This window comes from Paenibacillus pedocola (assembly GCF_031599675.1).
Taxonomy (GTDB): Bacteria; Bacillota; Bacilli; order Paenibacillales; family Paenibacillaceae; genus Paenibacillus_AQ; species Paenibacillus_AQ pedocola.
This window is the reverse complement of record NZ_CP134223.1, coordinates 489,127-511,499: the sequence shown is the minus strand read 5'-3', so window position 1 is coordinate 511,499 and position 22,373 is coordinate 489,127. Positions and strand designations below refer to the sequence as shown.

At 51.1% G+C, this 22,373-nt stretch carries 20 protein-coding genes; 4 read left to right on the top strand and 16 right to left on the bottom strand.

The features are described 5' to 3' along the window. Positions 1-96: 96 nt before the first annotated feature. The 10 genes from QU597_RS02255 to QU597_RS02210 all read right to left on the bottom strand — a co-directional run bounded on the left by QU597_RS02255 (position 97) and on the right by QU597_RS02210 (position 14,578). Complete coding sequence (locus QU597_RS02255) at positions 97-1,797, bottom strand: type 2 periplasmic-binding domain-containing protein (protein WP_310831181.1); 1,701 nt, start codon at positions 1,795-1,797, stop codon at positions 97-99. Between the two features lie 100 nt (positions 1,798-1,897). Next, positions 1,898-2,788 carry a carbohydrate ABC transporter permease gene (locus QU597_RS02250; protein WP_310831180.1) on the bottom strand — a complete coding sequence of 297 codons (891 nt, stop codon included), beginning with the start codon at positions 2,786-2,788 and terminating at the stop codon, positions 1,898-1,900. 19 nt (positions 2,789-2,807) lie between these two features. Further along, positions 2,808-3,764, bottom strand: coding sequence for an ABC transporter permease (locus QU597_RS02245; RefSeq protein WP_370656249.1), 957 nt, complete (start codon positions 3,762-3,764; stop codon positions 2,808-2,810). A gap of 295 nt (positions 3,765-4,059) precedes the next feature. After that, positions 4,060-5,151, bottom strand: a complete 1,092-nt coding sequence (locus QU597_RS02240; RefSeq protein ID WP_310831178.1) for a GerAB/ArcD/ProY family transporter — start codon at positions 5,149-5,151, stop codon at positions 4,060-4,062. 249 nt (positions 5,152-5,400) lie between these two features. After that, the gene (locus tag QU597_RS02235) at positions 5,401-6,561 is read right to left on the bottom strand and encodes a Ger(x)C family spore germination protein (protein WP_310831177.1); all 1,161 of its coding nucleotides are present in this window, start codon (positions 6,559-6,561) and stop codon (positions 5,401-5,403) included. Continuing rightward, positions 6,558-8,060, bottom strand: a complete 1,503-nt coding sequence (locus tag QU597_RS02230; RefSeq protein WP_310831176.1) for a spore germination protein — start codon at positions 8,058-8,060, stop codon at positions 6,558-6,560. Before QU597_RS02230 ends, QU597_RS02235 begins: the two co-directional genes overlap by 4 nt. 138 nt (positions 8,061-8,198) lie before the next feature. Beyond that, positions 8,199-11,426, bottom strand: coding sequence for a cellobiose phosphorylase (locus tag QU597_RS02225; RefSeq protein ID WP_310831175.1), 3,228 nt, complete (start codon positions 11,424-11,426; stop codon positions 8,199-8,201). 166 nt (positions 11,427-11,592) lie between these two features. After that, positions 11,593-12,930 carry a glycoside hydrolase family 30 protein gene (locus QU597_RS02220; protein WP_310831174.1) on the bottom strand — a complete coding sequence of 446 codons (1,338 nt, stop codon included), beginning with the start codon at positions 12,928-12,930 and terminating at the stop codon, positions 11,593-11,595. Between the two features lie 97 nt (positions 12,931-13,027). After that, positions 13,028-14,044 (bottom strand): LacI family DNA-binding transcriptional regulator, encoded by a 1,017-nt coding sequence (locus QU597_RS02215; RefSeq protein ID WP_310831173.1) that lies wholly within the window; start codon positions 14,042-14,044, stop codon positions 13,028-13,030. A 51-nt stretch (positions 14,045-14,095) separates the two neighbouring features. Beyond that, complete coding sequence (locus QU597_RS02210; RefSeq protein ID WP_310831172.1) at positions 14,096-14,578, bottom strand: hypothetical protein; 483 nt, start codon at positions 14,576-14,578, stop codon at positions 14,096-14,098. A 159-nt stretch (positions 14,579-14,737) separates the two neighbouring features. On the opposite strand from QU597_RS02210, the gene QU597_RS02205 reads away from it, so the two are divergent. Beyond that, positions 14,738-15,595 carry an HNH endonuclease gene (locus QU597_RS02205; protein ID WP_310831171.1) on the top strand — a complete coding sequence of 286 codons (858 nt, stop codon included), beginning with the start codon at positions 14,738-14,740 and terminating at the stop codon, positions 15,593-15,595. 114 nt (positions 15,596-15,709) lie between these two features. Here QU597_RS02205 and QU597_RS02200 read toward each other — a convergent pair whose 3' ends face one another. Further along, entirely contained in the window at positions 15,710-15,904 is a 195-nt protein-coding gene (locus QU597_RS02200) for a YwbE family protein (RefSeq protein ID WP_054943150.1), read from the bottom strand. A gap of 67 nt (positions 15,905-15,971) precedes the next feature. Here QU597_RS02200 and QU597_RS02195 point away from each other — a divergent pair, with 67 nt between their 5' ends. Then, complete coding sequence (locus QU597_RS02195) at positions 15,972-16,274, top strand: hypothetical protein (RefSeq protein ID WP_310831170.1); 303 nt, start codon at positions 15,972-15,974, stop codon at positions 16,272-16,274. A gap of 36 nt (positions 16,275-16,310) precedes the next feature. Here QU597_RS02195 and sdaAA read toward each other — a convergent pair whose 3' ends face one another. The 3 genes from sdaAA to QU597_RS02180 form a co-directional block, all read right to left on the bottom strand. Then, a complete protein-coding gene (sdaAA, locus tag QU597_RS02190; RefSeq protein ID WP_310831169.1) occupies positions 16,311-17,189 on the bottom strand; it encodes an L-serine ammonia-lyase, iron-sulfur-dependent, subunit alpha in 879 nt (292 codons plus the stop codon). Further along, positions 17,186-17,896: an L-serine ammonia-lyase, iron-sulfur-dependent subunit beta gene (gene sdaAB / locus QU597_RS02185; protein ID WP_310831168.1), complete on the bottom strand. Its 711-nt coding sequence runs from the start codon at positions 17,894-17,896 to the stop codon at positions 17,186-17,188. The genes sdaAA and sdaAB overlap by 4 nt, the downstream gene beginning before the upstream one ends. A gap of 88 nt (positions 17,897-17,984) precedes the next feature. Continuing rightward, complete coding sequence (locus QU597_RS02180; RefSeq protein WP_310831167.1) at positions 17,985-18,815, bottom strand: helix-turn-helix domain-containing protein; 831 nt, start codon at positions 18,813-18,815, stop codon at positions 17,985-17,987. A gap of 111 nt (positions 18,816-18,926) precedes the next feature. Between QU597_RS02180 and QU597_RS02175 the strand changes: the two genes are divergently transcribed. After that, entirely contained in the window at positions 18,927-20,156 is a 1,230-nt protein-coding gene (locus QU597_RS02175) for an MFS transporter (protein ID WP_310831166.1), read from the top strand. A 9-nt stretch (positions 20,157-20,165) separates the two neighbouring features. Next, positions 20,166-21,146 carry an NAD(P)H-quinone oxidoreductase gene (locus QU597_RS02170; protein ID WP_310833209.1) on the top strand — a complete coding sequence of 327 codons (981 nt, stop codon included), beginning with the start codon at positions 20,166-20,168 and terminating at the stop codon, positions 21,144-21,146. Between the two features lie 112 nt (positions 21,147-21,258). On the opposite strand, the gene QU597_RS02165 is transcribed toward QU597_RS02170, so the two are convergent. Further along, positions 21,259-21,675 carry a GNAT family N-acetyltransferase gene (locus QU597_RS02165; RefSeq protein ID WP_310831165.1) on the bottom strand — a complete coding sequence of 139 codons (417 nt, stop codon included), beginning with the start codon at positions 21,673-21,675 and terminating at the stop codon, positions 21,259-21,261. A gap of 23 nt (positions 21,676-21,698) precedes the next feature. After that, positions 21,699-22,286 (bottom strand): DUF4269 domain-containing protein, encoded by a 588-nt coding sequence (locus QU597_RS02160; protein ID WP_310831164.1) that lies wholly within the window; start codon positions 22,284-22,286, stop codon positions 21,699-21,701. Positions 22,287-22,373 lie beyond the last annotated feature (87 nt).

Below are 22,373 nucleotides of genomic sequence, written 5' to 3'. Positions count from 1 at the left end.
CACACTCTCCCGTTATTGCATCGGTCCTGCAATTACATATATAGAAGAAAACAACCCAAAAGCCCGCGGTCAGCGGGCAATTGGGCTTAATCTATACTATTCCATGCCGAGTTTCTTTTTGTTTTCCTGATATTTATTCTGTCTGTATGCATCGAAGGTAGCAAAGCCTTCCTTGTCTTTCTTCGCGAGATATTCACTCCAGATCTTGTCGAATTCGGCATCAGAGGAGGCCATCAGCAGTTTCGGGAACGTTTTACCGCGAAGGTTCTTCAGCTTGGTAGCGATAATACCTTCCGGTGAGTTGCCGGTAGGGTCAATCAACTGGAACTCGGAGGTGTTGATCGCTTTACCGCGTGTCCAGTCTTCCAGCTGTTTGAACGGTTCTACCGATTTAGGCGCCCATTGATCGGTAATATTCGTGTTCTGCATCATCCAGAAAGTGAAGGAAGATCCGTATTTCTTATCAAATGCCGCACGGTCACTGTTCATCAGAGCAAATGCCTCAGGAAGAAATTGGTCCTTCCCGTCAATTGTATCATAGCTGACGCCTTTTTCGCCCAGATACAAGTCTTTATTTCCTTCCTCACTGTTCAGATAGCTGAGGAATTTGATCGCGCGTGCTTTATCTTTTACATTCTTGGAGATCAGCGTGACGGTCCAGCCGGAGATCCCAGGGCCGTTCAGTGTCGGCTGATCCAGCGCCGCATTGGAAGGTCCGTCTACAGCAATATAGGTCTGTTCAGGATTCTTCTGGAAAATCGTACCGAGCTGGGAGGCAAAGTCAGTACGTTGGTACAGCATTGCAAAATACCGGCCTTGCGCGATTTTTTCTTCCATTTGTGCACGTTTGTCGATAAAGATGTCTTTGGCTAGCAGACCGTCTTCATTCGCCTGGCGGAGTGTCTTCATCCAGCGGACAAATTCAGGATCGGTTTCGCGTTCATACACCTTTCCGTCTTTTTGCCATGGGATCGCCAGGAAGTTCTGCAGGTAGCCTTCCAGGGAGTCATTACCGTTCTCTGTGAACTCATGCAAACCGAGTGGAATCAGCGGCTGGCCGTTCACTTCCGGGAATTTCTCCTGAGCCATTTTCAGTGCGTTCAGGAAGCCTTCCGGTGTACGCATATCCGGGCTGCCAATAGCTTCATAAATATCCTTGCGGACTACGAAGGTCTGGTTGGATACATAGTTCGCACCGTATTTTTCATAGTCTGCCGGTGAAGAAGAAGAGTTAGGATAGCCATATACATTGCCGTCCTCCTGAGTATACCAGCCGAGCTTATCTTTATCGGAAACCTTGTAGAAGTACGGATCATATTCATCCGCCAGCTTGTTGAGCGGAAGCACCATGTCGCCTTCAATCATTTTCTTGATGGCATCTTCCCAGAAGCCGAGTGTAATGAAGTCAGGCAGCTGTCCGGAAGCAATCATGGTGTTCAGCTTTTCATTCTCATTGCCGGCTGGCACGATAAAGTTAATGTTAACGCCGGTCTTTTTCGTTACATATTGCGAAGTAGGATCTACACCCCATTTATTAGGAAACCAGGAGAAATTCAGATACCAGTCGAAGGTAATTGGTGAAGTGTCGCTTTTCCAGCCCGGCTCATCTGCCGATACGGCTGCGGCTGTAGGTTCTGTGGAAGCCTCCGCTGTTGCAGCCGGCGTATTGCTGTTCCCCTTATTTTCGTTGGCATTGCCACCGGCATTGTTGTTGCTTGAACAGCCTGACGCCGAGAAAGCCAGCATTAGCCCCAAGAGCAGCAGCACCATTGATTTTGGCTTGCGTTTCATGCCCATGCTTATTTACCCCTTTTCTAAAATGTTAATTATAAGCTCAACCCCGGAACCGGCCCTATGCTGACTCCGGAGGAGTTACCCTGTGTTAGACGGCTGCTAATCAGCCTTTGATCGAGCCGATCATCATGCCTTTTACGAAATAGCGCTGCAGGAACGGATAGACGAACACAATCGGCAGGGTAGTCACTACCATTGTGGCCAGCTTGATGGACTGCGAGGTTACGGTCTTCGTAACGCTGCTGCCCTGCACGGCGACCATCATCTGGTTGGAGCTGGACTGGGCCACTACCCGGAACAGATAGGTCTGGATCGGCTGCAGGTCCGGGTTATTGATATAGATAATTCCGGAAAAATAATCATTCCATTGATACACCCCGTGGAAGAGGGCAATCGTCGCAATGACCGGCATGGAAACCGGAAGCACCACCCGGAGGAAAATCGACCAGTCGTTGGCGCCGTCAATCCGCGCCGCTTCCTCAAGTCCCTCGGGAATTTCCCGGAAGAAGGTCATGAAGATAATCAGATCGAAGAAGCTGAACATTACCGGAATAATATAGACCAGGAAATTATCGAGCAGGTGAAGATCCCGGTTCAGCAGAAACGTCGGAATCAGTCCCCCGTTGAAGAACAGCGTAATCGTACCGAGCAGAATGTAGAGCTTGCCGCCGATCAGGCCTTTGCGGGATAGCGCATAAGCTACCATCGCTGTGAAGAACACGTGCACCAGTACGCCTAGGACTGTCTTGGCCACCGTAATGCCCATGGCCGTCATAATGCCGGGACTGGCAAATACAGCATCGAAGTTCTTTAGGGTAAACATGCGGGGCCACCAGTAGATCCCGCCCAGCATGGCATCGTTTCCGTCGTTGAAGGCGTTGATCAGCACGTACCAGATCGGATATAAGGTAATGAAGCAGATACACAGCATAACCAGATTGTTGGCGATATCGAATAGAGCCTCGCCTGTCGTTTTGCGTTTGAGAGAAAACATGGTATAGATCCTCCTTCTTCTAGAACAGCGACGTGTCGTTGATTTTTTTGGATACCTGGTTGGCAATCAGCAGCAGAATCAATGCTATGACCGCTTTTATCAAGGTGACCGCCGCAGAATAGGAGAAGCGGTTGGAAACAATCCCTGTATAGTAGATATAATAGTCAATTACATTACTGGCACTGTCGTTCAGTGAGTTGCGGAGCACCAGGATCTGATCAAAGTTGGAGTTCAGCACACCGCTGACCGCCAGAATAAACAGGATGCTGATTGTCGAGCGGATGGACGGCAGCGTCACAAACCACATTTTCTGAAAACGCCCGGCCCCGTCAATCGTAGCCGCTTCATACATTTCAGGAGATACCCCGGAGATCGCCGCCAGATAAATAATGGCCGACCAGCCAAGCTCCTTCCAAATGTCGGAGGTAATAATAATGGTCCAGAAGTAGCTCGGTTCAGCCAAATAGGTAATCGGCTTGTCAATCACATTCAGCGCCAGCAGGATATTGTTGATAATTCCCACATCCGCCAGCCAGGTAGCAAGGATACCGCCCAGAACAACCCAGGACAGGAAATGCGGCAGATAGGAAATGGTCTGAATCGTCTTTTTGTAGCGGAGGGAACGGACCTCATTAAGAAACAGGGCGAAGATAATCGGCAGCGGAAATCCGATGAGCAGCTTGATCAAGCTGATGCCGAGTGTATTCTTAATCACGTTCCGCAAGTCCTCATCATCCAAGAATTCTCTGAAGTGGTCAAGTCCTACCCAGGGAGCCTCAGCGATCGACTTGACGATGTTATAATCCTTGAAGGAAATGATCAGCCCGTACATCGGAATGTAGTTAAAAATAATCATCCAGACCACGCCAAGCAAAGCCATTGTCTGCAGATGCCTTTGGGCAAGCAGCCTTTTCCAAAGTGAGCTTTTGCGACCTGAACCGGTTTCGATAACAGCCGGAATCAGCTGCTTTTTCATCGGACTTACGCCGCCGCTTGTTTTATTCTCCATCGTATGGACCTCCAAGATAAATCTTTTTCTATATTTAAAGCGCTTGCAGCTCTATGTGCTTATTGTAACCGTCTTCACGGCTGAGGGTAAGGTAGCGAATTTCCGTTTTAGGGGCTCATTTTTCGGATGGCGAATATTCAGCATGCCAAAACACCACAAGCAACATTCGGTGCTTGCAGCATGGACACTTCAGCGGGGCACGTGAGGCATATGGTTCCGGAGCAGCGATACTCCTTATCGCCTTCAGGCATTATGACGAAGCTTAAGCCCGCTTCCGTTTCTTTCTTCTGTGGAATTCTCCACAAATCCAAATCAGTATTGGCAATATAATCTGAAACGGGAATGCGTAATACTGATATACTTCTGATGCCCATTCGAGCATTTCCATCGTATTGCTATAGATAATGCAAGACAAATTCATCATTAAAAAACATATAGGGGCTACTATCGGCAGAGGACCCCTCAAGCCAAAAACTTTGTTTGCCCCATTGCATACCGCGCTCAAGCACACGCCAATTTTGACAATGCCGGTCAACAGAAACACTACAGATATCACGACTTCGATTCTCTGCAGAAAATGCCCGATATTAATGAGGCCCACTGCAGCGTAAGAAGGGAAGTTCAGCATATCCAATGTGCCCATACCTAACACAATAATATTTCGGATTGAAGCAACTATAAGGATAAACGCAGCCAGCAGTATACCAACCAGAAATACTTTATAGACATTAAATTTGTTCTTGACCTTACAAAAAATCATGGTGAAAATAATAGTTTCGCCAAAGGGGAACGAAAAAATAGAGTACGCGCTGCTGATAACGGGCTGAATTCCATTGTATAGGAAGGGCTGGAGATTGGAGAAATCCGCTTCTTTTAAGGATAGTGCTGCTATGCTCATAAGTACAATTAATACAATAACGGATACAAACCGCGCCCATCTTGCCATCACTTCGATACCTGCCTTTACGTACCAGATGCAAAAGGCGCCCAGGATGGCAACAATAGCATATTGAGGGGTTTCCTGCAGTGAGATGATTTGAATAAACTCGGAAAAATTCCGCATCACCAGTGAACCCAAATGGAAGGCGTACCACATATAAAGCAGCGATATGATGCTCCCAGTCACTTTGCCAAAAATTTCGCGCACAATATCGAAGAGATCCATCCCGGGAAAGATGGCAAGCAGTCTTGCATAGATCAGATTAACGGGCACGGCAATTGCCATTGCGAAAATATAAGCCAGCCAAACATCCTGTTTGGCCTGAACGCCCTGACTTAACACAATCGCACTCCCGATTAGAAACATCATGATCATAGCATAGCCTTGCTTGCTTGAAATAACTTCCTTGTTCATAAAGGGCTCCCTCTCAAGGTGGTTATGGTTGTCATCCGATAACGGCATTTACAGCCTGTTCAAGAAAATGCGCCGGACTGGGTAGTTTCACCCCCAACATTATGAACAACGTCAAGACTGAAGAGCTCGCTACCATCACTATCAGAATCCAAAAAAATGCTGTGCGCTTGTTCTGATAGAGTGGGAACAGATCTGATATCACGGAGGAAAGGTAGAGTACTGCATATAGCACAAAACTTAGAATCATGCTCAATCCCTCACTTCAATGCTCTTATTTAAGACACTGCTGTTCCGTATTTCGGCGTCCACCTCAATCTGCACATCCAATTCGGAAAACACCAGGCCCCATTCCTCTTCCCATTTTCTCCATGCCTTGGGATCACTTTGTCTCAAAGCCGCCCCAAAACCAAAAATGTCCGTTCCAAACTTTTTTTGAACACTTTTCACCACTTCCTCAATTCCTGTCTGGATTGTTTTTTCAGCGCTTGTTTTCAATCGCTGCAACCCTTCACCAGCAAGAAGATTGTCGGTAACCCCAATTTCTTGGATAGAAAGTACAGTATGAACCTTGATTTTGACCCTAGGTTTCTTGCTTGTGTCTACTAGTTTTATCTTGGTTTTATTATCAGATATTTCTAGAGAAACCTCGTGGATATTCTCAAGTTCAACATCTACCGGAATAAGCCCTCCCTTAATCTTGTTTATGGCAAACAAATACCATTTCGTTTCATCGGGGGATAGAAAGCCCACCAGTTTCTCCTTTTTAAATACTGCGGTACCCGCTAAATCTGTAGAGGCATTCTTCTCACCCGTATCATTAATGCCCACCACAGGCATTATTGCGGATACCCCTTCCCCAGAAAGGGCATTAATAACATCCCTTACATTTACATAAGGAACTTTGGAGGAAGTTTTTTGCTCAGTTTCAATAGCATCTCTCAAAGCATACATCTGTACCTCAGTAGTAATACTGTGCAGCTTCACTATTTCGCTTGCTGTTTCTTCTCTGGACACCATCGGAACAATCTGCAGTCTTCGCTCCGTACCTCTTGCGATATAATCTAATAACGGTACCACTCCTTCTCTTGCAATTTCCTGACTGATGATAAATACACCTGCATGGCTCCAGTAGAGCTTCTTGGGGGCGGTACGGGTCATATTTCTTGCAGTATCAAACAGGGTTTCACCCTTCGCTTCCACATGCTCAGATTTGATTCTGGCATCTTTCCCCGTCCCGGAAAACCCGATAATTTCGGCAGTCATTACATAATGTTGTCCATCCTCGCTGCGATCGATACCAACACCGGATACAATCGCAAGCGAATCAATCTCGCGATAGTTCCAGCAGCCATTTACAAGTGTAAGACCGGCGGTCATCACAAACACAAGCAGCACCTTTTTCCTTCTCATTGCTTGTTTCTCTGCCGGTTCTTTGTGGTATTCCTTATTTTGTTCAGCGCGATTAGTCCCGGTCTGTACCTCATATACCACCACGGGGCTCTGATGGCAGTATCCTTAATGTCCTCTTTAAAATTAAGTAACATCAGCTTATACATATAGGGAACGCCAAAGGAGCGCAGCTCGAAGAGATGAATTAATAACCCGGCAAGTCCAAATACGTATCCGTAAAGGCCCAGAATCCCTGACAAAGCAATGAATGCAAATCTAATCAGAATGACTGCTCCCTTAAGCTTCGGAACCATCAGCCCTGTAATGCCTGAAAGAGCGATAACAATCACGATCGGAGCACTAATGAACTTGGCTTCAACTGCGGCCTGTCCAATAACCAATGCGCCCACAATACTTAATGCTTGTCCCATTAAAGTAGGCATGCGCAGACCCGTTTCCCGCAGGATTTCAAAAACAATTAGCATCCCGGTGGCTTCAACAATTGTCGGGAATGGAACACCCTCGCGTGCAGCATAAATATTGAACACAAGGGCGGAAGGAATCATCTCCTGATGAAAGGTGACCAGAGCACTGTAAAGGCATGCGATGCTGATTGTAATCAGGAAACCCAATATGCGTAACATGCGTCCGGTAGAAGAGAAGTAATAATTAAGATAATAATCATCCGGGGACTGGAAATATTCCACGAAAATAAAAGGTATCGTCAATGCTACAGGAGTTCCGTCCACAAGTAATGCGATACGCCCTTCGAGCAATTTCCCCGCAACCACATCTGGACGTTCAGTGCTGCCTACTGTCTTAAATACGGAGAGTGGCGAATCTCGAATAAGCTCCTGAATGTAGCCTGAATCCAGAACTCCATCCAGCTCAATGGCGTTAAGCCTCTTGTTCAGCTCTTCAACAATCTGGGGATTAGCTATGCCTTCCAGATAACAAACGTAAATGCTCGTACGGGTCTCCGTCCCGATCACTCTAGAATTCAATTTCAGGTTAACCGTCTTTAGTTTGCGTCTAAGCATGGTCAAGTTGTCCGTAATGCACTCCGTAAATCCTTCCTTCGGTCCACGGAGAACACGTTCCGAATCAGGTTCTTCAATGGCTCTGGTCTTCACTTCTCTGGTGCAGATAATAATGGCTTCCTGTATGCCGTCAACAAATAAAACAGCCTGTCCATCTAATATAGCCTCTATTAATAAGTCCATATCTCCCGTTTTATTGGCGAATGCCGAATCAATGACCTGCTCAATCATCGTATCCAATCCTTGGACTTCATTAAGTTCGAACGTTGTGCTGACCAGGGGATGAAGGATGGTATCGGTGATGATATTCTCATTCACCATCCCATTGATATATAGGATACAATACGTCATGTGAAGATTACGTTGGTTGCCAAACCTGCGGAATCGCAAGGTATCGTCCCCTTGAAACAGCTCTTCAAAAAACTTAATATTTTCATCTAAACTGGACGAGAGGTTCTTGTTCATCACGTGTGCAGACATAATCATTCGCCTCCCCAAACATATTCGAATAATTCCATAATCAAACTTATTGTGTCAATATCGACCATTTTTTATGTAAGCCAGCCTCTTTTATGCCCATAAAAAAGGAAGGCCTCATCGGCCTTCCCATAAATGACTTTATACCATTTCTGCCCGGATCGATGATATCTCGCCCCGGCGCAGCGCCTCGGCGTCCTCACCGCGCACCAGCGCTCCGTCAATCTGCCGGACAGTGCCGTCACTGTAGACCAGTGTCAGCTGCCCGATGACCGCACGCTCCGTACCGTAAGTATTCGCACGCCGCGGATTATGATAGGTTACCTCTGTTCCCCCGAGAAACGTGAACGACAGCTTGCCTTGCTCGTCAAACAGCCAGCCTGGCAGCGCCGGTGCCAGTTCCAGCGTCAGCTCGCCATTCTCTACCGAGAACATCCGGCTTCCCGCCATCATCGTTCTCCACATGCTCAAGAACTCTGCAGTGGATCCGCTGAGTCTGGCTACGAAGCCCCGCCCATGGGTTCCCGGATCCGGGTTGCCGCCTGTGCTGATGAAGGAGGAATTCTCCAGTGTGCTGCGCCCGTAGACCTCCGGATCAAGGAAGGGAATCAGCGAAGTTTTCATTTCACTGAAGAATTCCTCATACAGTCCTGCCTTCAGCAGCTCCAGCAAATACTTGTAGGACATATGCAGGAAATTCGACTCCCGCTCCTGCCAGCCCGGTGTGAAGGCCCGAATCCGCCCGATTTCATGCGATTCCTCCTCCAGGGATACAGAAGTCCGGTACATTGAGGTTACCGGATCGAACAATCCGCTTCCCTTAACCTTAATGTAGATTTCCTTGGCTTGATCGGTGCTTTCCAGCGTTTTAAGCCAGCGGGCCGGGCCTTCCAGGAAATACGGCAGGGCGATCGCCTCGAATTCCTCCACTGTAGCCTTCGGCAGGCCATAGCCGCTGATCACCGGTTTGCCCGCCTCATCCGTTACCGGCTGATAGCGCACAGCCTCGAAGCGGAAGTAAGTCGGCACCAGTCCGCCGCCCAGTTCGACAGCCCGGTCAATCCCGGCATTAATTTTGTGCAGGAACTTGCCCAGCGCCTCCCGGATCACTGCAAGGCTAACGTCAGCCTGTTCACCGGTGATTCCAAAGCGGATACTCTCACGATAGGCCTCGCGCGCTGTAGCTACAGTATCCCAATAGTCAAATTCAGCAAGTCCTCCGGCAAGCACCGTGGCTGCAGCATGATGCACCCGCTCCAGCAGCAGGGCCATCTCTACCGGAAGCGCCACCGTTCTGTCACCGGTTTCTCCGCTCTCCAGGGACTCCAGCAGGAAGAGAATCATCCGATTCAGTTCAAACGTTTCGCTCATCCCTGAGCCGAATAAGCCCGGAAGACCGTTCATGGCATCGTTCCAGCCCGGCTTGTTGCCTTCCATCTCTACCCCCATGCCGTATGGATCAAGGGTAGCAAACTTGCTCAAGGTCAGGGACAGCATTTTGACGAACAGGCTCGTGCGGTAGATCTCCCCGAATCCGCCTTCCGTGCGCAGCCACTGGGTATCTCCGGCTTTGCGCTGCAGCTTATGCAGTTTCTCTTCATCTTCCAGCAGCGCACCATACTGCCGGACCTTGCCGCCGCTGATTACATACTTCTCACTGCGCGGAAGCACATAAGCCGGGCTGTCATAGAAGGTGTAGGTCTCATCCCCGAACAAAAGCTCTTCCAGCTTATCCGGGAATACATCCAGGTAACCTTCGACCAGATCCAGATTATAGGTCCAGTGATCGCTCCAAAAGCCTTCGCCGAAGGCGGCTTCAATATTCTGCTGAGACAGGGCAAGCACGCCGCGGAGGAACTCCTGTTCATCCACCTTCAGCACCGCATCATGATCGGCGATGTAGTTGATCAGCCGGCCCGGTGTAAATTTGCCTAAACACAGTGCTTCTAGCTCAGCCTGGTGATCCGCTGCAGAAGCTGCAATCCACTCTTTGAGCTTCGCGGCATGTTCAGGCCGGACTTCAAAGCTGGTCCCCTGCACACTGAGCGGATTATAGCCGTCGGCCTGGATCAGGCTGTAGAACATTTTGATGTTGAAGCTGCCGACCTTCGGATGGAAAAACACATCATTCCGCCGGTTCTGGTTCATATCGCGGAAGTTCCCGTTGCCCTGTGAATAGTATTCCGGAGCCAGCGAGAAGAAATTATAATCCCGCTCCATGTCGCCGTGCTTGCGTGAGTACAGATGCACTACAAAGCCGTCTTTTCCATTGTCAAAAATAAACGGATACCCGCCGCGCAGGAAGTTGTCGAGATACGACTGGCGGCAATAGGCATCGAACAAAGCCGAGGACGTACGGGTGGCGATGTCAGCAGTCAGATTCTCGGTCAGCTCAGCCGCTTCCTGCGCCTTGCCGGTAATATATTCATCACGGCAGAGCTGATCCGCCTTCCGGTTGATTTTATCGATGTCGCTGACATGCCCGATAATCGTATTGAGCACCAGCTTGCTGCCTGAAGTCAGTGTCTGTGCACTGCCGCTGAAGCCGCAAGGTACCTTATTTACCGGATACTGCGGCTGCTCCAGGAGCTCAGCCAGGGACAGCCCGGCGAACCGGTCCGGATAAGCAAGAGAGGTGTTGCCGCCAAAGATCAGCTCGAAATCGACAACCGGCTTCAGCAGCTCTCCTTCCCCGGTAAAGGACAGATAGAAATGGCCGTTCTGGATTTCACTGATCTGCGCATCATCGTTCGTGCTGGAGCGCAGCTTGTAGAAGGGAATGCCCTTCTCCAGATTGTAGACCTCCATCCAGCTGCGCAGCAGGTTGCCCATTTCCTTGTATCCGCTGTTGGCTGAGCCGTATGGAAGGATCTCCGGCAGACCGTCCAGCAGCTCGAGCTCAAGCTCTCCACTGCCTGTATTCTCAATCTCCACCCGCCGCACAAGAGCGGCATAGTCGTCATTCGGCAGATTGAAATAGTGTACGGTCGTCTTCAGGCCATGAGCGGCATGGGACTCCTCAATAGTCAACCCGTTCGGCAGGATCGTCATCTTACGCTTGGCCGCCGGATCGGGCCGGGATGACTGGAACGGCTCATAGACCTCCGGAGAATGCCCTAGTTTGATGAACGTCCGGAACCCGGAGGACGCTACATTCTTGTGGGAGATGTTCGCCGGTGAGAACTCCATGATCGGGGAGTTTTTGTCACGCACCCCAAAGCTGCACACCCCCTGCCCGCGGTTGACATAGAAAGTCCACATCGGAATCCCCTTAAGCCCGGCAAGCCCGGGCAGAAAGCTGGCAAACGGCTTGCTCTCATGAAACTGCTCCATTACAAATTTGCCGGAATCAAAATAATAATTGCTCATGTTGATAACCTCCTAAAAGTTTTATGAGCCTATACTTCATCGAATCTTCTACAAATAAAACTCGCTTCGGAAGCATACGCTTAGTTTTGTTAGCACATAACATATTGGATATACTTCGTACAAAGCCCGCATCGGAAGCCTGCTTCCAGTTAAGTTAACGCCGCAATTACGAAATCACATGTGTGGTAATAGAGTGCGGCGGCAGCTGGCAGCCGGCCTGCTCATCCCCCAGCCCAAGCGTCACGCTGCGCGCTTCTCCGCTCTCATTCATCAGGACAACGGCGAGGCTGCCGTCCGGGTTGCGGAAAGCCGTGGACAGAATACCTTCCGCTGTGGATTCCAGTCCGATCCGCACTGCCCCGGGAGCGATAAATTTGCTGAAATGCCCGATGTAATAATACGAACTGTTGTAATGGACCTCATCCGTAACCGTGTCGGCGATAACCGGTGCATCGCAGAAATTGCCCACATGGTTAGGCCCTCCGGTCTCATCCAGCACCAGATTCCAGTCCAGATACCCTTCCGTCCAGGCATTCAGATCACCGATCATATTGCGTCCGTACCGTTCTCCGGTGAACCATTCGCCCAGACGGACTCCGCCTTCCTGGCAGCCTTCCGTGAACAGCACATGCTTATCCGGGAAAAGCTCATGCACCTTGGCTACCTTGTCGAATTCCTCACCGCCGTACCAGTGGATACCGGTACCCCATACATACTTCGCAGCTTCAGGGTCTGACAAAATAGGAGTTACACGCTCTACCATAATGTCGCGGTTGTGATCCCAAATGACGATATTTACATCCCCCATTCCGGCTTCATGCATAGCCGGGCCGAGATGATTTTTGACGAAATCCCGCTCTTCCTCTGCGCTGTATACACAGGAATCCCAGGTTTGCACCGCTGCCGGCTCATTCTGCACGGATACGGCCCAGACCGGAATTCCCTCTTTACGGTAGGCTTCAATGAATTTTGTGTAATACCGCGCCCAGACATCGGCATACTCCGGCTTCAGCGAACCGCCATTATTCATCTCTCCGTTCGTCTTCATCCAGGCCGGTGGGCTCCAGGGCGAAGCCAGCATGGTAAAGGTGCCGCCTTTAACTTCCATGGCATCCTTAATCAGCGGCAGCACCCATTGATGATCATGGGAAATATCAAAGGTAGCCAGCTCTGTATCCCCATCCTGCACGTACGTATAGTTGCCGAGCGCGAAGTCACAGCTATGAATATGCACGCGCCCCATGCTGTAGCTTAAGCCTTCCTCAGGGTGAAAATAACTGCGGATCACCTCCGCCCGTTTACCCGGGCTCATCCGCGACAAGGTATAAGCCGCCGCTTCCGTAAAAGCGCCGCCAAAACCAATCACCTTTTGGAACTCCTTCTCCGGCTGCAGCTGAATATCAGCCGGCTGGCCGGCGGTACAGGTCTTAAACTGCAAACCTTCCCGTGGACTTAAACGTTCTCCTGTTTCTTTTGCTGTTACGACTGAGCGGGTTGCTGCCATTATGAATCCATCTCCTTAGTTAGGTTTAAAAACTTAATCCAAATCGAAACCGGTTTCGATTTGTTTCGAAAAAAAAGCGCGTCCCGGCGAAACGCTGTTAAACCTCGCCAGGCGGCGCACAGGATTCCCGCACAACCACTTCCACAGGAAGTACGATGGCTTCCATTCCTGTCCCCTTGCGGTCAATCGAAGCAAGTAAAATTTCCGCTGCCCTTGTGCCAAGATTAGCCGTGTCCTGCCGGACTGTCGTCAGTGCAGGTGTGACGTATCTGGCAAGCTCGATATCGTCATAGCCCATAACGGAGATATCTTCCGGTACGGACAAGCCGCTGTCCCTGGCCGCCATTACGGCACCCAGTGCCAGCAAGTCGCCTGAAGCGAATACGGCAGTTGGACGTTCAGGTAATTCAAGCAGCCTCTGCATGGCGGCATACCCATTCTCCAGTGCATAGAATGCGCCTTCAACGATGTAATCCTCACGAAGCTCCAGACCGTGCACCTTCATCGCCGCCACATAGCCTTCCTCACGCCTTCTGCCCGGAATGGTGTTCATTCCGCCGGAAATATGAGCAATTCTGCTATGTCCCAGAGAAGTCAGATACTCCACCGCCAGCATTGCTCCGGCCGTATTATCCGAGCAGACCGTATGAGACTGGGCTGTCTCATAATCCAGAATCACTGTCGGAATATCGCTCTCCAGCAGCTCCAGGAAATACGGGTCTTCATAGTCGGAGAGGAACACCACCACACCGTCGACACCATGAATCCGGCAATTCTCCAAATATCCGCTCTGCTTGCCGCCGACATCCTTCGAGATGAACATCAGGGCATATCCTTTGGCTACAGCCACCTGTTTGAAGCTCTCAATAACCGCACCGAAAAAGGGATGGCGGATGCCTACCCCCGTGCCCTCCACAAACAATACGCCGAGGGTCCAGGACTTCTTCGTGGTCAGTGTCCGGGCATGCGCGTTAGGCAGGTAACCCATCTCCCGGGCCGTACGCAGAATTTCCTCCCGCGTCTTTTCCCGCACATCGGAGTAGTTATTGAACGCCTTAGATACCGTAGTCGGAGAGTAACCGGTTTTTTTGGCGATATCGTATATTGTAGTCATTCCGGTTCACCTCCAGGGTCAAATGAAAGCCCTTTTTTGTTCACTGCCATTCTAACTTCTTTCCTGCCGGCCGTCTAGTATAAAATATCTCTGCACCGGCGGCAGCAGGGTGACTGCCTGAATGAGCAGCCCAAGGCTTGTATAGAATACATGCACCATAGAGACAGCATTCATCATGTACGTTTCAACCATAATCCAGATAATCTGCCCAAACCCGATATACAGGGACAAAGCCCAGGCGCTATGCAGAGCCCTGAAGGGGTTCAACGGCGCAGCCCACCCCCAGTCCGGCTTCTTAACCAGACCGTATAGCACCACCAGCGGCAGCACCCCAAAAACAAGGAACAGCAGGATACCCGGAATAATAAAATTATTAAAAGGTGATCTTTCCAGCACGGAAGTTGGCATTCCCATCATTTCTCCGCTCGGGTCAATCAGCAGCATCACCCCGCCGGCAATCGCTCCTACCCCCAGAAAAGCCTGAAGAATATACAGTAAAATAACAGCAGCCGGCCTTCTGTTGCTTTGCCTCATACCCGATTCCCCGCTTTCGTATTTTTTATTGATTTTACAGGTTTTCCCTAATTGCCGCCAAGACAGATGTCACAAATTAGAAAATTTGCAGCTTTTTTTACCTGCCGTGTGAATGGCCGCGCTTTACGCTATACTAAAGTTATCTTAAAAATGAGGGGAATGGACAGGCGCTGGTATAGCGTCCTTCCAAACATACTTATGACCGATATCAGCCTGCCTTTATCTAAACAATGCGCATATTGCCATCAGCATAAACCGCTCTCCGAATTCCGCAGGCGGACCGGCAAGCGGTCCAAGGGCCAGTCCCGCCGCGGGGCCTGCCGCGAATGCCGCAAGGCACGCGAGAGCGGTTCAGCCAAGGGGCTTCAGGAAGTCCAGAGGCCAGAGGCCTCTGTTTCGGCGCGGGCTTCCGCACCTGTGGCTACAGCCTCCGCTGCCAGACAGCCGGTGCAATCACCAGCTGCAATCCCGGCAATTCTGCCGGGTCACAAGGCTGCTACGCCTAAGGTGCATCAGCATTCCCTGCCGGAGCGCTCCAAGGAAGCCAAGCATCCTGCGGCTGCCGCAGGCAGCCGGGGAAAAGCGCGGCCGCGCCAGGGCGAACAACGGCGGAGGCCCCCGCAGACCGCGGGGTTCAAGCCGGAGCCCGGCGACTATTCTGCACTTATCCCCTCTGCCAAGGGAATGATCCTGATGCGCGGCCACAGCGATAAAGGGCGGCGCTGGCATCAGGAAATTGACCTTGAGCTGGCTGTTACGCTCGTCAGGGAGCATGCCGCAGTGGTTGTAAACCGCCGCACCATCCGCCGCCTGTACAGCAACAAGGATTTCCGAGCTTTAATTCTGACAAGGGATAATTATACCTGTCATTTTTGCGGCTTGTATGGGGACACCATCGACCACCTTCTGCCCCGGGCCAAGGGCGGCCATACCACTCCCGACAACTGTGTCTGTGCCTGCAATCTGTGTAACCAGACCAAAGCGGATCAGTATGTCGAGGAATTCATGGGGCGTTAGGCGCCCTGCTGCTGAGCAGAAAAAAAAAGCGCATCGCCTGATACTAGCCTATTAACCGGCAAAGTAGCATCAGGCAGAGCGCCTTCGGAACTATAGATTAAGCGGGCTGTGCATTCAGCCCGTAATATTCTTGACCCGCCCGACTTGACCGTCGCTCAGCCGCACCTTGATGCCGTGCGGATGGCGGGGTGAGTTGGTCAGAATATCTTTTACTGTACCATGGGTGAGTTTGCCTGTAGCCTGATCCTGCTTCAGTACAATATCCACCTCAAGTCCGGGACGGATATCGGCTCTAACTTGCCCGTTCATGTTGTATTCCCCTTTCAAGAGATGTAATGGATCAACAATTACTGATAAGGATAAGGATGAGACAGCTATGGCCTTCGGAATTAACAGAGAAGAATTGAACCGGTGGAAGCAGGCGGTCTCCCGGGGGGAGATCGCTTTTTTGACCCATTACTGGCTCGATCCGCGGTTTCCGGGAATCACCACCGTAACCAAAGTTGGCTGCAGCGACCTGCCCCGTCTCCGCCGCTGGTGCCAGCAGAACGGTCTTCCGCCGCAATATATCCATAACCGCAAACCCTTCCCCCACTTCGATCTGCTTGGACCGAAACAGCCGGAAATTCTCCGGCAGGAGGGCATGTGGGAGCAACTTGAACGTTTCCATATGTTATAAGATCATATAATGCCTACCCGGCGAAATATAAGCCGATTATTTCTTGCTTCGCAAATCTTTCATAATCTGGCGCCCGGTAGGCGTCTGGGCCAGCCCGCCCCCGGCCGTCTCGCGGTGCTTCTCCGGCATGGCTGAGCCAACCTCAAGCATCACCTTGATCACTTCATCAGAGGGGATCACACTGCGCACACCTGCAAGCGCCATATCCGCTGCAGCCAGTGCGGTAACAGCACCGAAGCCGTTGCGCACGATGCAGGGAATTTCTACAAGCCCGCCCACCGGATCGCAAATCAGGCCAAGTGTGTTCTTGAGCGCCAGCCCCACGGCATGAACCGCCTGGGCCGGTGTACCGCCGCGCAGCTCCGTCAGCGCTCCCGCAGCCATACCGATTGCGGAACCGACTTCCGCCTGGCAGCCGCCCTCTGCCCCGGATACAAAAGAGTTATTGGCAATAACATATCCGATTGCGCCTGCGGCAAACAATCCCGACACCATATAATCATCATCCCATCCGAAACGCTCCTGGCAGCTGAGAAATACGCCGGGAATAATTCCGCAGGAGCCTGCTGTCGGAGTAGCGATAATCCGCCCCATAGAGGCATTCACTTCTGATACGGCTAATGCGTAGGCCATCGCCTGTCCGGCAGGTCCGCCAAGACATGGCTCCTCCGCGGCATTGTAGGCGGCAACCCGCTGGGCATCCAGGCCCGTCAGGCCGCTGCGCGAGGTCGTATTCTCCGTCATGCCGCGGTGTACCGCCTCCTTCATTACGCCATAATATTGGCTCATCGTAGCGAATTCCTGCTCCTTCGAGCGTCCGGATTCCGCACTCTGCTCCTCCAGCATCAGCGCACCGATGCCAAGGCCCCGCTCCCCGCATAATACAGCCAGCTGGCTTAAAGTTTGAAAATTCATGTTGTACTTTCCTTCCCTTTCTGTGCTCGCGTATCCTCGTTCAGATCCACCACTTTGACTGATTTCACAGCAGGCAGAGCGCGCAGCCCCTGAAGCAGTTCTGCAGTTGCAGGTTCATCCAGCTCCAGCACGGTCAGCGCCGCACCGCTGCGGTTCTTGCGGTCAAGGGACATATGCCCGATATTAAACTGGCCCTGGCGCATTACATCCGTAACACTGGCGAGTACCCCGAGATAATCCATGTGGTTGATTAGAACAGTCGGATACATTCCGGTCAGCTTAACCCCGAAACCGTCAATATCAACGATCTCTATATTTCCCCCGCCAATCGAGATCCCCGTCAGCGTCAATTCTGTGCCTGTGTCACGGCCGGTAAGACGCAGCTTCACGGTATTCGGATGGGGGAACAAGCCCGCGCCCTGACGGAAAGAAATCTCCATCCCGTCTTCAGCGGCCAGCTCAATGGAATCCGGCAAACGGTGGTCGTCTGTAGCAAAGTCCAGCAATCCGCCGACGATAGCCCGGTCGGTTCCATGCCCCTGATACGTTGCGGCAAACGAGCCAAAAAATATGACCTCCGCCTCACGCGGCACTTCGCCGAGGACCTGCCGGGCTGCTCTGCCGATCCGTGCCGCTCCTGCGGTATGTGAACTGGAAGGCCCGACCATGGCCGGGCCGATTATAGAGAACACATCTTTAAAACGCATTGTCAGATCACCTGCTATTCAATTTCGCCATTTACTTGCCTATATATTATACTGCACGAATGCAGAACCTACACTATTGTTCGCAATTTCATTGCTTGTTGAAAAGCCCGCTTAGTTTCTCTCTCGAAATCTGATCACTTGCCAAGTGGACGGTAACGGTTGCATTCGGATGCTCGTCCGTCTGAAAGGAAAGATAATCTAAACGGATATCCCCGGCAACCGGGTGATGCAGCAGTTTTTTCCCCTCTGGAGTCCCCATAATAAACGGCTCATTCCACCACTCATTAAATATCTGACTTTGCCGGCATAATTCATCGACGAGCGCCAAATGCTCCGGATTTGCCGGAAACTGGCTATGCGCCATTCTTAATTGGCTTACCCGCAGTTTGGCATGGCCCTCCCAATTATCGAGCAGTCCTTTCAGGTACGGGTCTGTGAAGGCACGCCATAAGGAATTGCGCTGCAAAGCCGTCATCTTGGCATAATCCCCAAACACAAGCGCTGCCGCTTTATTCCACCCCACGATATTCCATTGGTCATCCGATACATACGCCGGATAGGGGTTCTGGGCATCCAGAAACTGCTGCAATCTTGGGCTGACAACAACCTCGCCCGGCATCTCCTCCGGCAGCCGCTGATCCGCCAGGTTGAACAAATAATCGCGCTCTTTGCGGTTCAGCTGCAGCGCGCCGCTTAACGACATCAGTACATCTACCGAAGGCTGGACGGCTCTCCCCTGCTCCAGACGTATATACCAATCCACACTTACATTCGCCAGATCGGCCACTTCTTCTCTGCGTAATCCGGATACTTTCCGTTTTTTGCCCAGCGGCAGACCTGCAAGCTCCGGTGTCAGCGAGGCACGTTTTTTCTTCAGAAATTGCCCTAAGGCGAGATGCTTTTCATGTTCCAAGGTCATACCGGTTCTCCTTTTCCATAGGACTCACAATCCTAGGATAACACGGATCTTCTTGGCGTCCGTTTTTTTCTTTACACTGTTCCTATCGCAAGCAGAAAGGATGATTATCCAATGAAACCTGTTTCCGGCCAAAGGTCATTTACTGTAACGCTCCAATGGCTGTTATCTGCTGTATGTGCCATTGCAGTAGCCAATTTGTATTATGACCAGGTCTTGCTATCCGGCATAATGAACGATTTCCATGTCCATTCCAACAGGGCCGGGCTGCTCTTAACCGTCATCCAGGCCGGATATACCATCGGCCTGCTGTTCGTTGTCCCGCTGGGCGACCGGTTGAACAGACGCCGCCTAATCCTGGCTAGTCTGCTGTTGTCTGCGTTCTGGCTCGTTCTTATGACCGTGGTCCCTACGTTCTATCTCTTGCTGGCCGCCGGATTTCTGCTTGGGATCAGCACAGTCACAGCTCAGCTGATTATTCCTTTTGTCTCTTCCAACCTGCAAACCGTGAATAAAGGAACCGTCATCGGCAGATTATTGACCGGCATCTTCCTGGGGGTGTTGCTTGGCCGGGTAGCAGGAGGATGGATCGGACAACTTTTCAACTGGCAGACCATGCACATCTTTGCTGCCGCCCTGCTCGTGTTCATTGCCGCTTATCTATACGTCAAGCTGCCGGATGACCTTGCGCCGAAGCAAACGTCTTACTCTGCAATTATGCGCTCTATGATTCCAATGCTTACCCAAGAGCCGGTTCTGAGAGAAACGATTATTTTGGGAGCAGCCGCTTTTGCCGCTTTCAACATTTTCTGGGTGCCCCTTACCCTTATTCTGAACGGTGCCCCGTATCATTTCAGCAGCGGTTTGACCGGGATGTTCGGGATCATCGGAATTGCCGGTGCCGGTGCGGCAGGTTTCTCCGGTCATTTATCCGACAGCCCGCATGCCCGACAATGGAATAAGGCCGCGTTAATTCTGATGTTACTCTCCTTTGCCGTATTGGGTTTCGGCTGGAATCACCTCATTCTGCTCATAGTCGTTACCTTCCTGCTGGATGTCGGCTCCCGGATGAATATGTCTTTGAATCAGGGGCGGATTTACAGCCTGGCTCCGGAGAAACACAGCCGGTTAAATTCCTTGTACATGGTGGGGTATTATTTTGGAGGCTCCATTGGCTCGGGAATCGGGACTTTCGCTTATCATGTCGGCCAGGTCAACGGTATGGTGATCAGCGGATGCATGATTCTGGGACTGGCCATCTTGTATTTTATACTCCATGGAAATCAGACGAAACGCCTAAACAACCGTTACACAAGGGAAATGAATACAAACTTATGGGAGTGAAGAATGATGATGAGAGGTATTATTGTAAAAAAACCTGGTGGTGCCGAGCAGCTGACTGTCACTCAATTGCCTGTTCCTGACCGGAAAGAGAACGAACTGCTTGTCCGCGTACATGCAGCAGCTGTTAACCGCACGGATATTTTGTTACGGGAGGGCACCGCAGGCTATTTGGCGAATCCCGTACTTGGAATAGAAATTGCCGGAACGGTTGTGCAAGCAAGCGAGGGCGCTTCTTTCGCAATCGGTGATAAGGTGATGGGGCTGGTAAATGGCGGAGGTTATGCGGAATATGCGGTGTTACCGGCCGACCGGGCAATGAAAATCCCTGACTCACTTTCATTTATACAGGCGGCTGCGATTCCGGAAGTATTTCTTACGGCTTACCAAACGCTGTTCTGGATCGGCAAACTTCAAAAGCAGGAAACTGTCCTGATTCATGCCGGTGCAAGCGGGGTGGGTACTGCTGCCATTCAGCTCGCCAAACGGCTGGGTCAGGCTAAAGTTATTGTGACGGCCGGATCAGCGGAGAAACTGGCTTTATGTAAAGAGCTGGGGGCAGACGTCCTAATCAATTACAAAGAGCAGTCTATTCCGGAAGCCGTGCTGCAGGCTACAGACGGTGAAGGCGCGGATCTCATTCTCGACTTTATCGGGGCGGAGTATTGGGAACATAATCTGAATAGCATTAAGACTGGCGGCCGCTGGGTTCTGATCGGAATCCTTGGCGGGAGCGAGGTCAATAAAGTGGATCTATTCGCCTTGATGTCCAAATGCGTGCAAATTACCGGAACTTTACTTACACCTAGAAGCGATGCCTATAAAGCCCGGCTCACAAGGGAGTTTATGGATCATACTTTTGCCTATTTTGAACACGGGGACCTAAAACCCGTTATAGATTCTGCCTTCCCGCTGGAAAGAATCGCAGATGCTCATCAATATATGGAACACAACCGGAATACCGGCAAGATCATGATTACCATTAATGAATGACTGACCTAGCCGTATTATCATAGCGGGGGCCGGAACGCAGCTAGGGGAAGGAGATGGCAGTCCGGCGGCTGTCAGACAGCAAGCCCCATGAACGGCATCAGCCCCCGCACGATCAGGTATTCTGTGAAAAGAGTATAATGCCGTCCCGCTCCTGCCAGCCTGTGCCCGACCAGAAGCTGCGTCCCAGCTCGTTGCCCTCAATGACCATCAAATGGCATTTCGCAATGCCCGCTTCCCGCAAGGCATGAAGCGAACGGGACACCATTTCACGGCCGGCCCCCTTGCCCCGGCAGGCACCGCTGACGGCTACATGATAGATATACCCTCTCCGCCCGTCGTGTCCGCACATGACAGTGCCGGCAAGCGTGCCGTCCGTATCTTCGCATACCTGGCTCATTCCTGGATTCCGCTCCAGATAACGCAGAATTTCTTCCCGCGAATCCGCCTGGCTCAGGTTCATGCCCGTTGTGTTCCCCCATAACTGATAAGCCGCCTCATAATCATCCGCAATCATTGCTCTGTAAAGCATTTCTTCTTCCCCGCTTTCCAAATTTAATATATGTAAGGATAAACCTTGCTGCATACAGAATTCAGTTCTTCCGGTGTCAGAGTACCCAGGTTCAGCAATGCCTCATATGGATCGCCTTCCAGATGCAGCAATCTGGCAAAGGCCGGCTCCGTCTTCATTCCGCCCCTCTTCAGTTCAATCACCGCTTCGCGAAAGCCTGCCCCGAGCATATTCAGAATCCGCCACTCCACCACCATGTGCAGATACCCGTTTTGCCGCAGGGTTGGCCTGGGCTGCCCAAACAGCTCAACCGGCCAGCCGCCGGCAACAAAGTTGATTTTGGTACGGACGATTCCCTGAACGATACGGGTTATAGCTGAGAAGCCCTCCCTGTCCCCAAAATAACTCCGGGCCTCAGCGGTAAACCGCACGTGATCATGCACCTCGCAAATAATATCCAGATCACTTCCCTCCACTTGAATTCCGAGAGGAACCGTACCCGCTAGCAGCGGATGATAAGCCGCCAGCACTTCCGTGATCCGAAGCCCGCGAAGCAGATCATACACTTCCTGCTGCAGAACGGATCCCCTCAACAAATAGTCAGGGTCGGCAAAATCAGCAATATCCGGCATGTGTTCCTCCTCAAAATCGTGCAAGTTAGCGCAGATTTAATTTATCATTTCTTTCTCCCGGTACGCTGCGAGATTTGAAACACAAAG

Coding starts and splice junctions, on each gene's coding strand:
- QU597_RS02255 (WP_310831181.1), bottom strand. CDS start 1,797: ATGGGCATGAAACGCAAGCCAAAATCAATGGTGCTGCTGCTCTTGGGG.
- QU597_RS02250 (WP_310831180.1), bottom strand. CDS start 2,788: ATGTTTTCTCTCAAACGCAAAACGACAGGCGAGGCTCTATTCGATATC.
- QU597_RS02245 (WP_370656249.1), bottom strand. CDS start 3,764: ATGAAAAAGCAGCTGATTCCGGCTGTTATCGAAACCGGTTCAGGTCGC.
- QU597_RS02240 (WP_310831178.1), bottom strand. CDS start 5,151: ATGAACAAGGAAGTTATTTCAAGCAAGCAAGGCTATGCTATGATCATG.
- QU597_RS02235 (WP_310831177.1), bottom strand. CDS start 6,561: ATGAGAAGGAAAAAGGTGCTGCTTGTGTTTGTGATGACCGCCGGTCTT.
- QU597_RS02230 (WP_310831176.1), bottom strand. CDS start 8,060: ATGTCTGCACACGTGATGAACAAGAACCTCTCGTCCAGTTTAGATGAA.
- QU597_RS02225 (WP_310831175.1), bottom strand. CDS start 11,426: ATGAGCAATTATTATTTTGATTCCGGCAAATTTGTAATGGAGCAGTTT.
- QU597_RS02220 (WP_310831174.1), bottom strand. CDS start 12,930: ATGGCAGCAACCCGCTCAGTCGTAACAGCAAAAGAAACAGGAGAACGT.
- QU597_RS02215 (WP_310831173.1), bottom strand. CDS start 14,044: ATGACTACAATATACGATATCGCCAAAAAAACCGGTTACTCTCCGACT.
- QU597_RS02210 (WP_310831172.1), bottom strand. CDS start 14,578: ATGAGGCAAAGCAACAGAAGGCCGGCTGCTGTTATTTTACTGTATATT.
- QU597_RS02205 (WP_310831171.1), top strand. CDS start 14,738: ATGGACAGGCGCTGGTATAGCGTCCTTCCAAACATACTTATGACCGAT.
- QU597_RS02200 (WP_054943150.1), bottom strand. CDS start 15,904: ATGAACGGGCAAGTTAGAGCCGATATCCGTCCCGGACTTGAGGTGGAT.
- QU597_RS02195 (WP_310831170.1), top strand. CDS start 15,972: ATGGCCTTCGGAATTAACAGAGAAGAATTGAACCGGTGGAAGCAGGCG.
- sdaAA (WP_310831169.1), bottom strand. CDS start 17,189: ATGAATTTTCAAACTTTAAGCCAGCTGGCTGTATTATGCGGGGAGCGG.
- sdaAB (WP_310831168.1), bottom strand. CDS start 17,896: ATGCGTTTTAAAGATGTGTTCTCTATAATCGGCCCGGCCATGGTCGGG.
- QU597_RS02180 (WP_310831167.1), bottom strand. CDS start 18,815: ATGACCTTGGAACATGAAAAGCATCTCGCCTTAGGGCAATTTCTGAAG.
- QU597_RS02175 (WP_310831166.1), top strand. CDS start 18,927: ATGAAACCTGTTTCCGGCCAAAGGTCATTTACTGTAACGCTCCAATGG.
- QU597_RS02170 (WP_310833209.1), top strand. CDS start 20,166: ATGAGAGGTATTATTGTAAAAAAACCTGGTGGTGCCGAGCAGCTGACT.
- QU597_RS02165 (WP_310831165.1), bottom strand. CDS start 21,675: ATGCTTTACAGAGCAATGATTGCGGATGATTATGAGGCGGCTTATCAG.
- QU597_RS02160 (WP_310831164.1), bottom strand. CDS start 22,286: ATGCCGGATATTGCTGATTTTGCCGACCCTGACTATTTGTTGAGGGGA.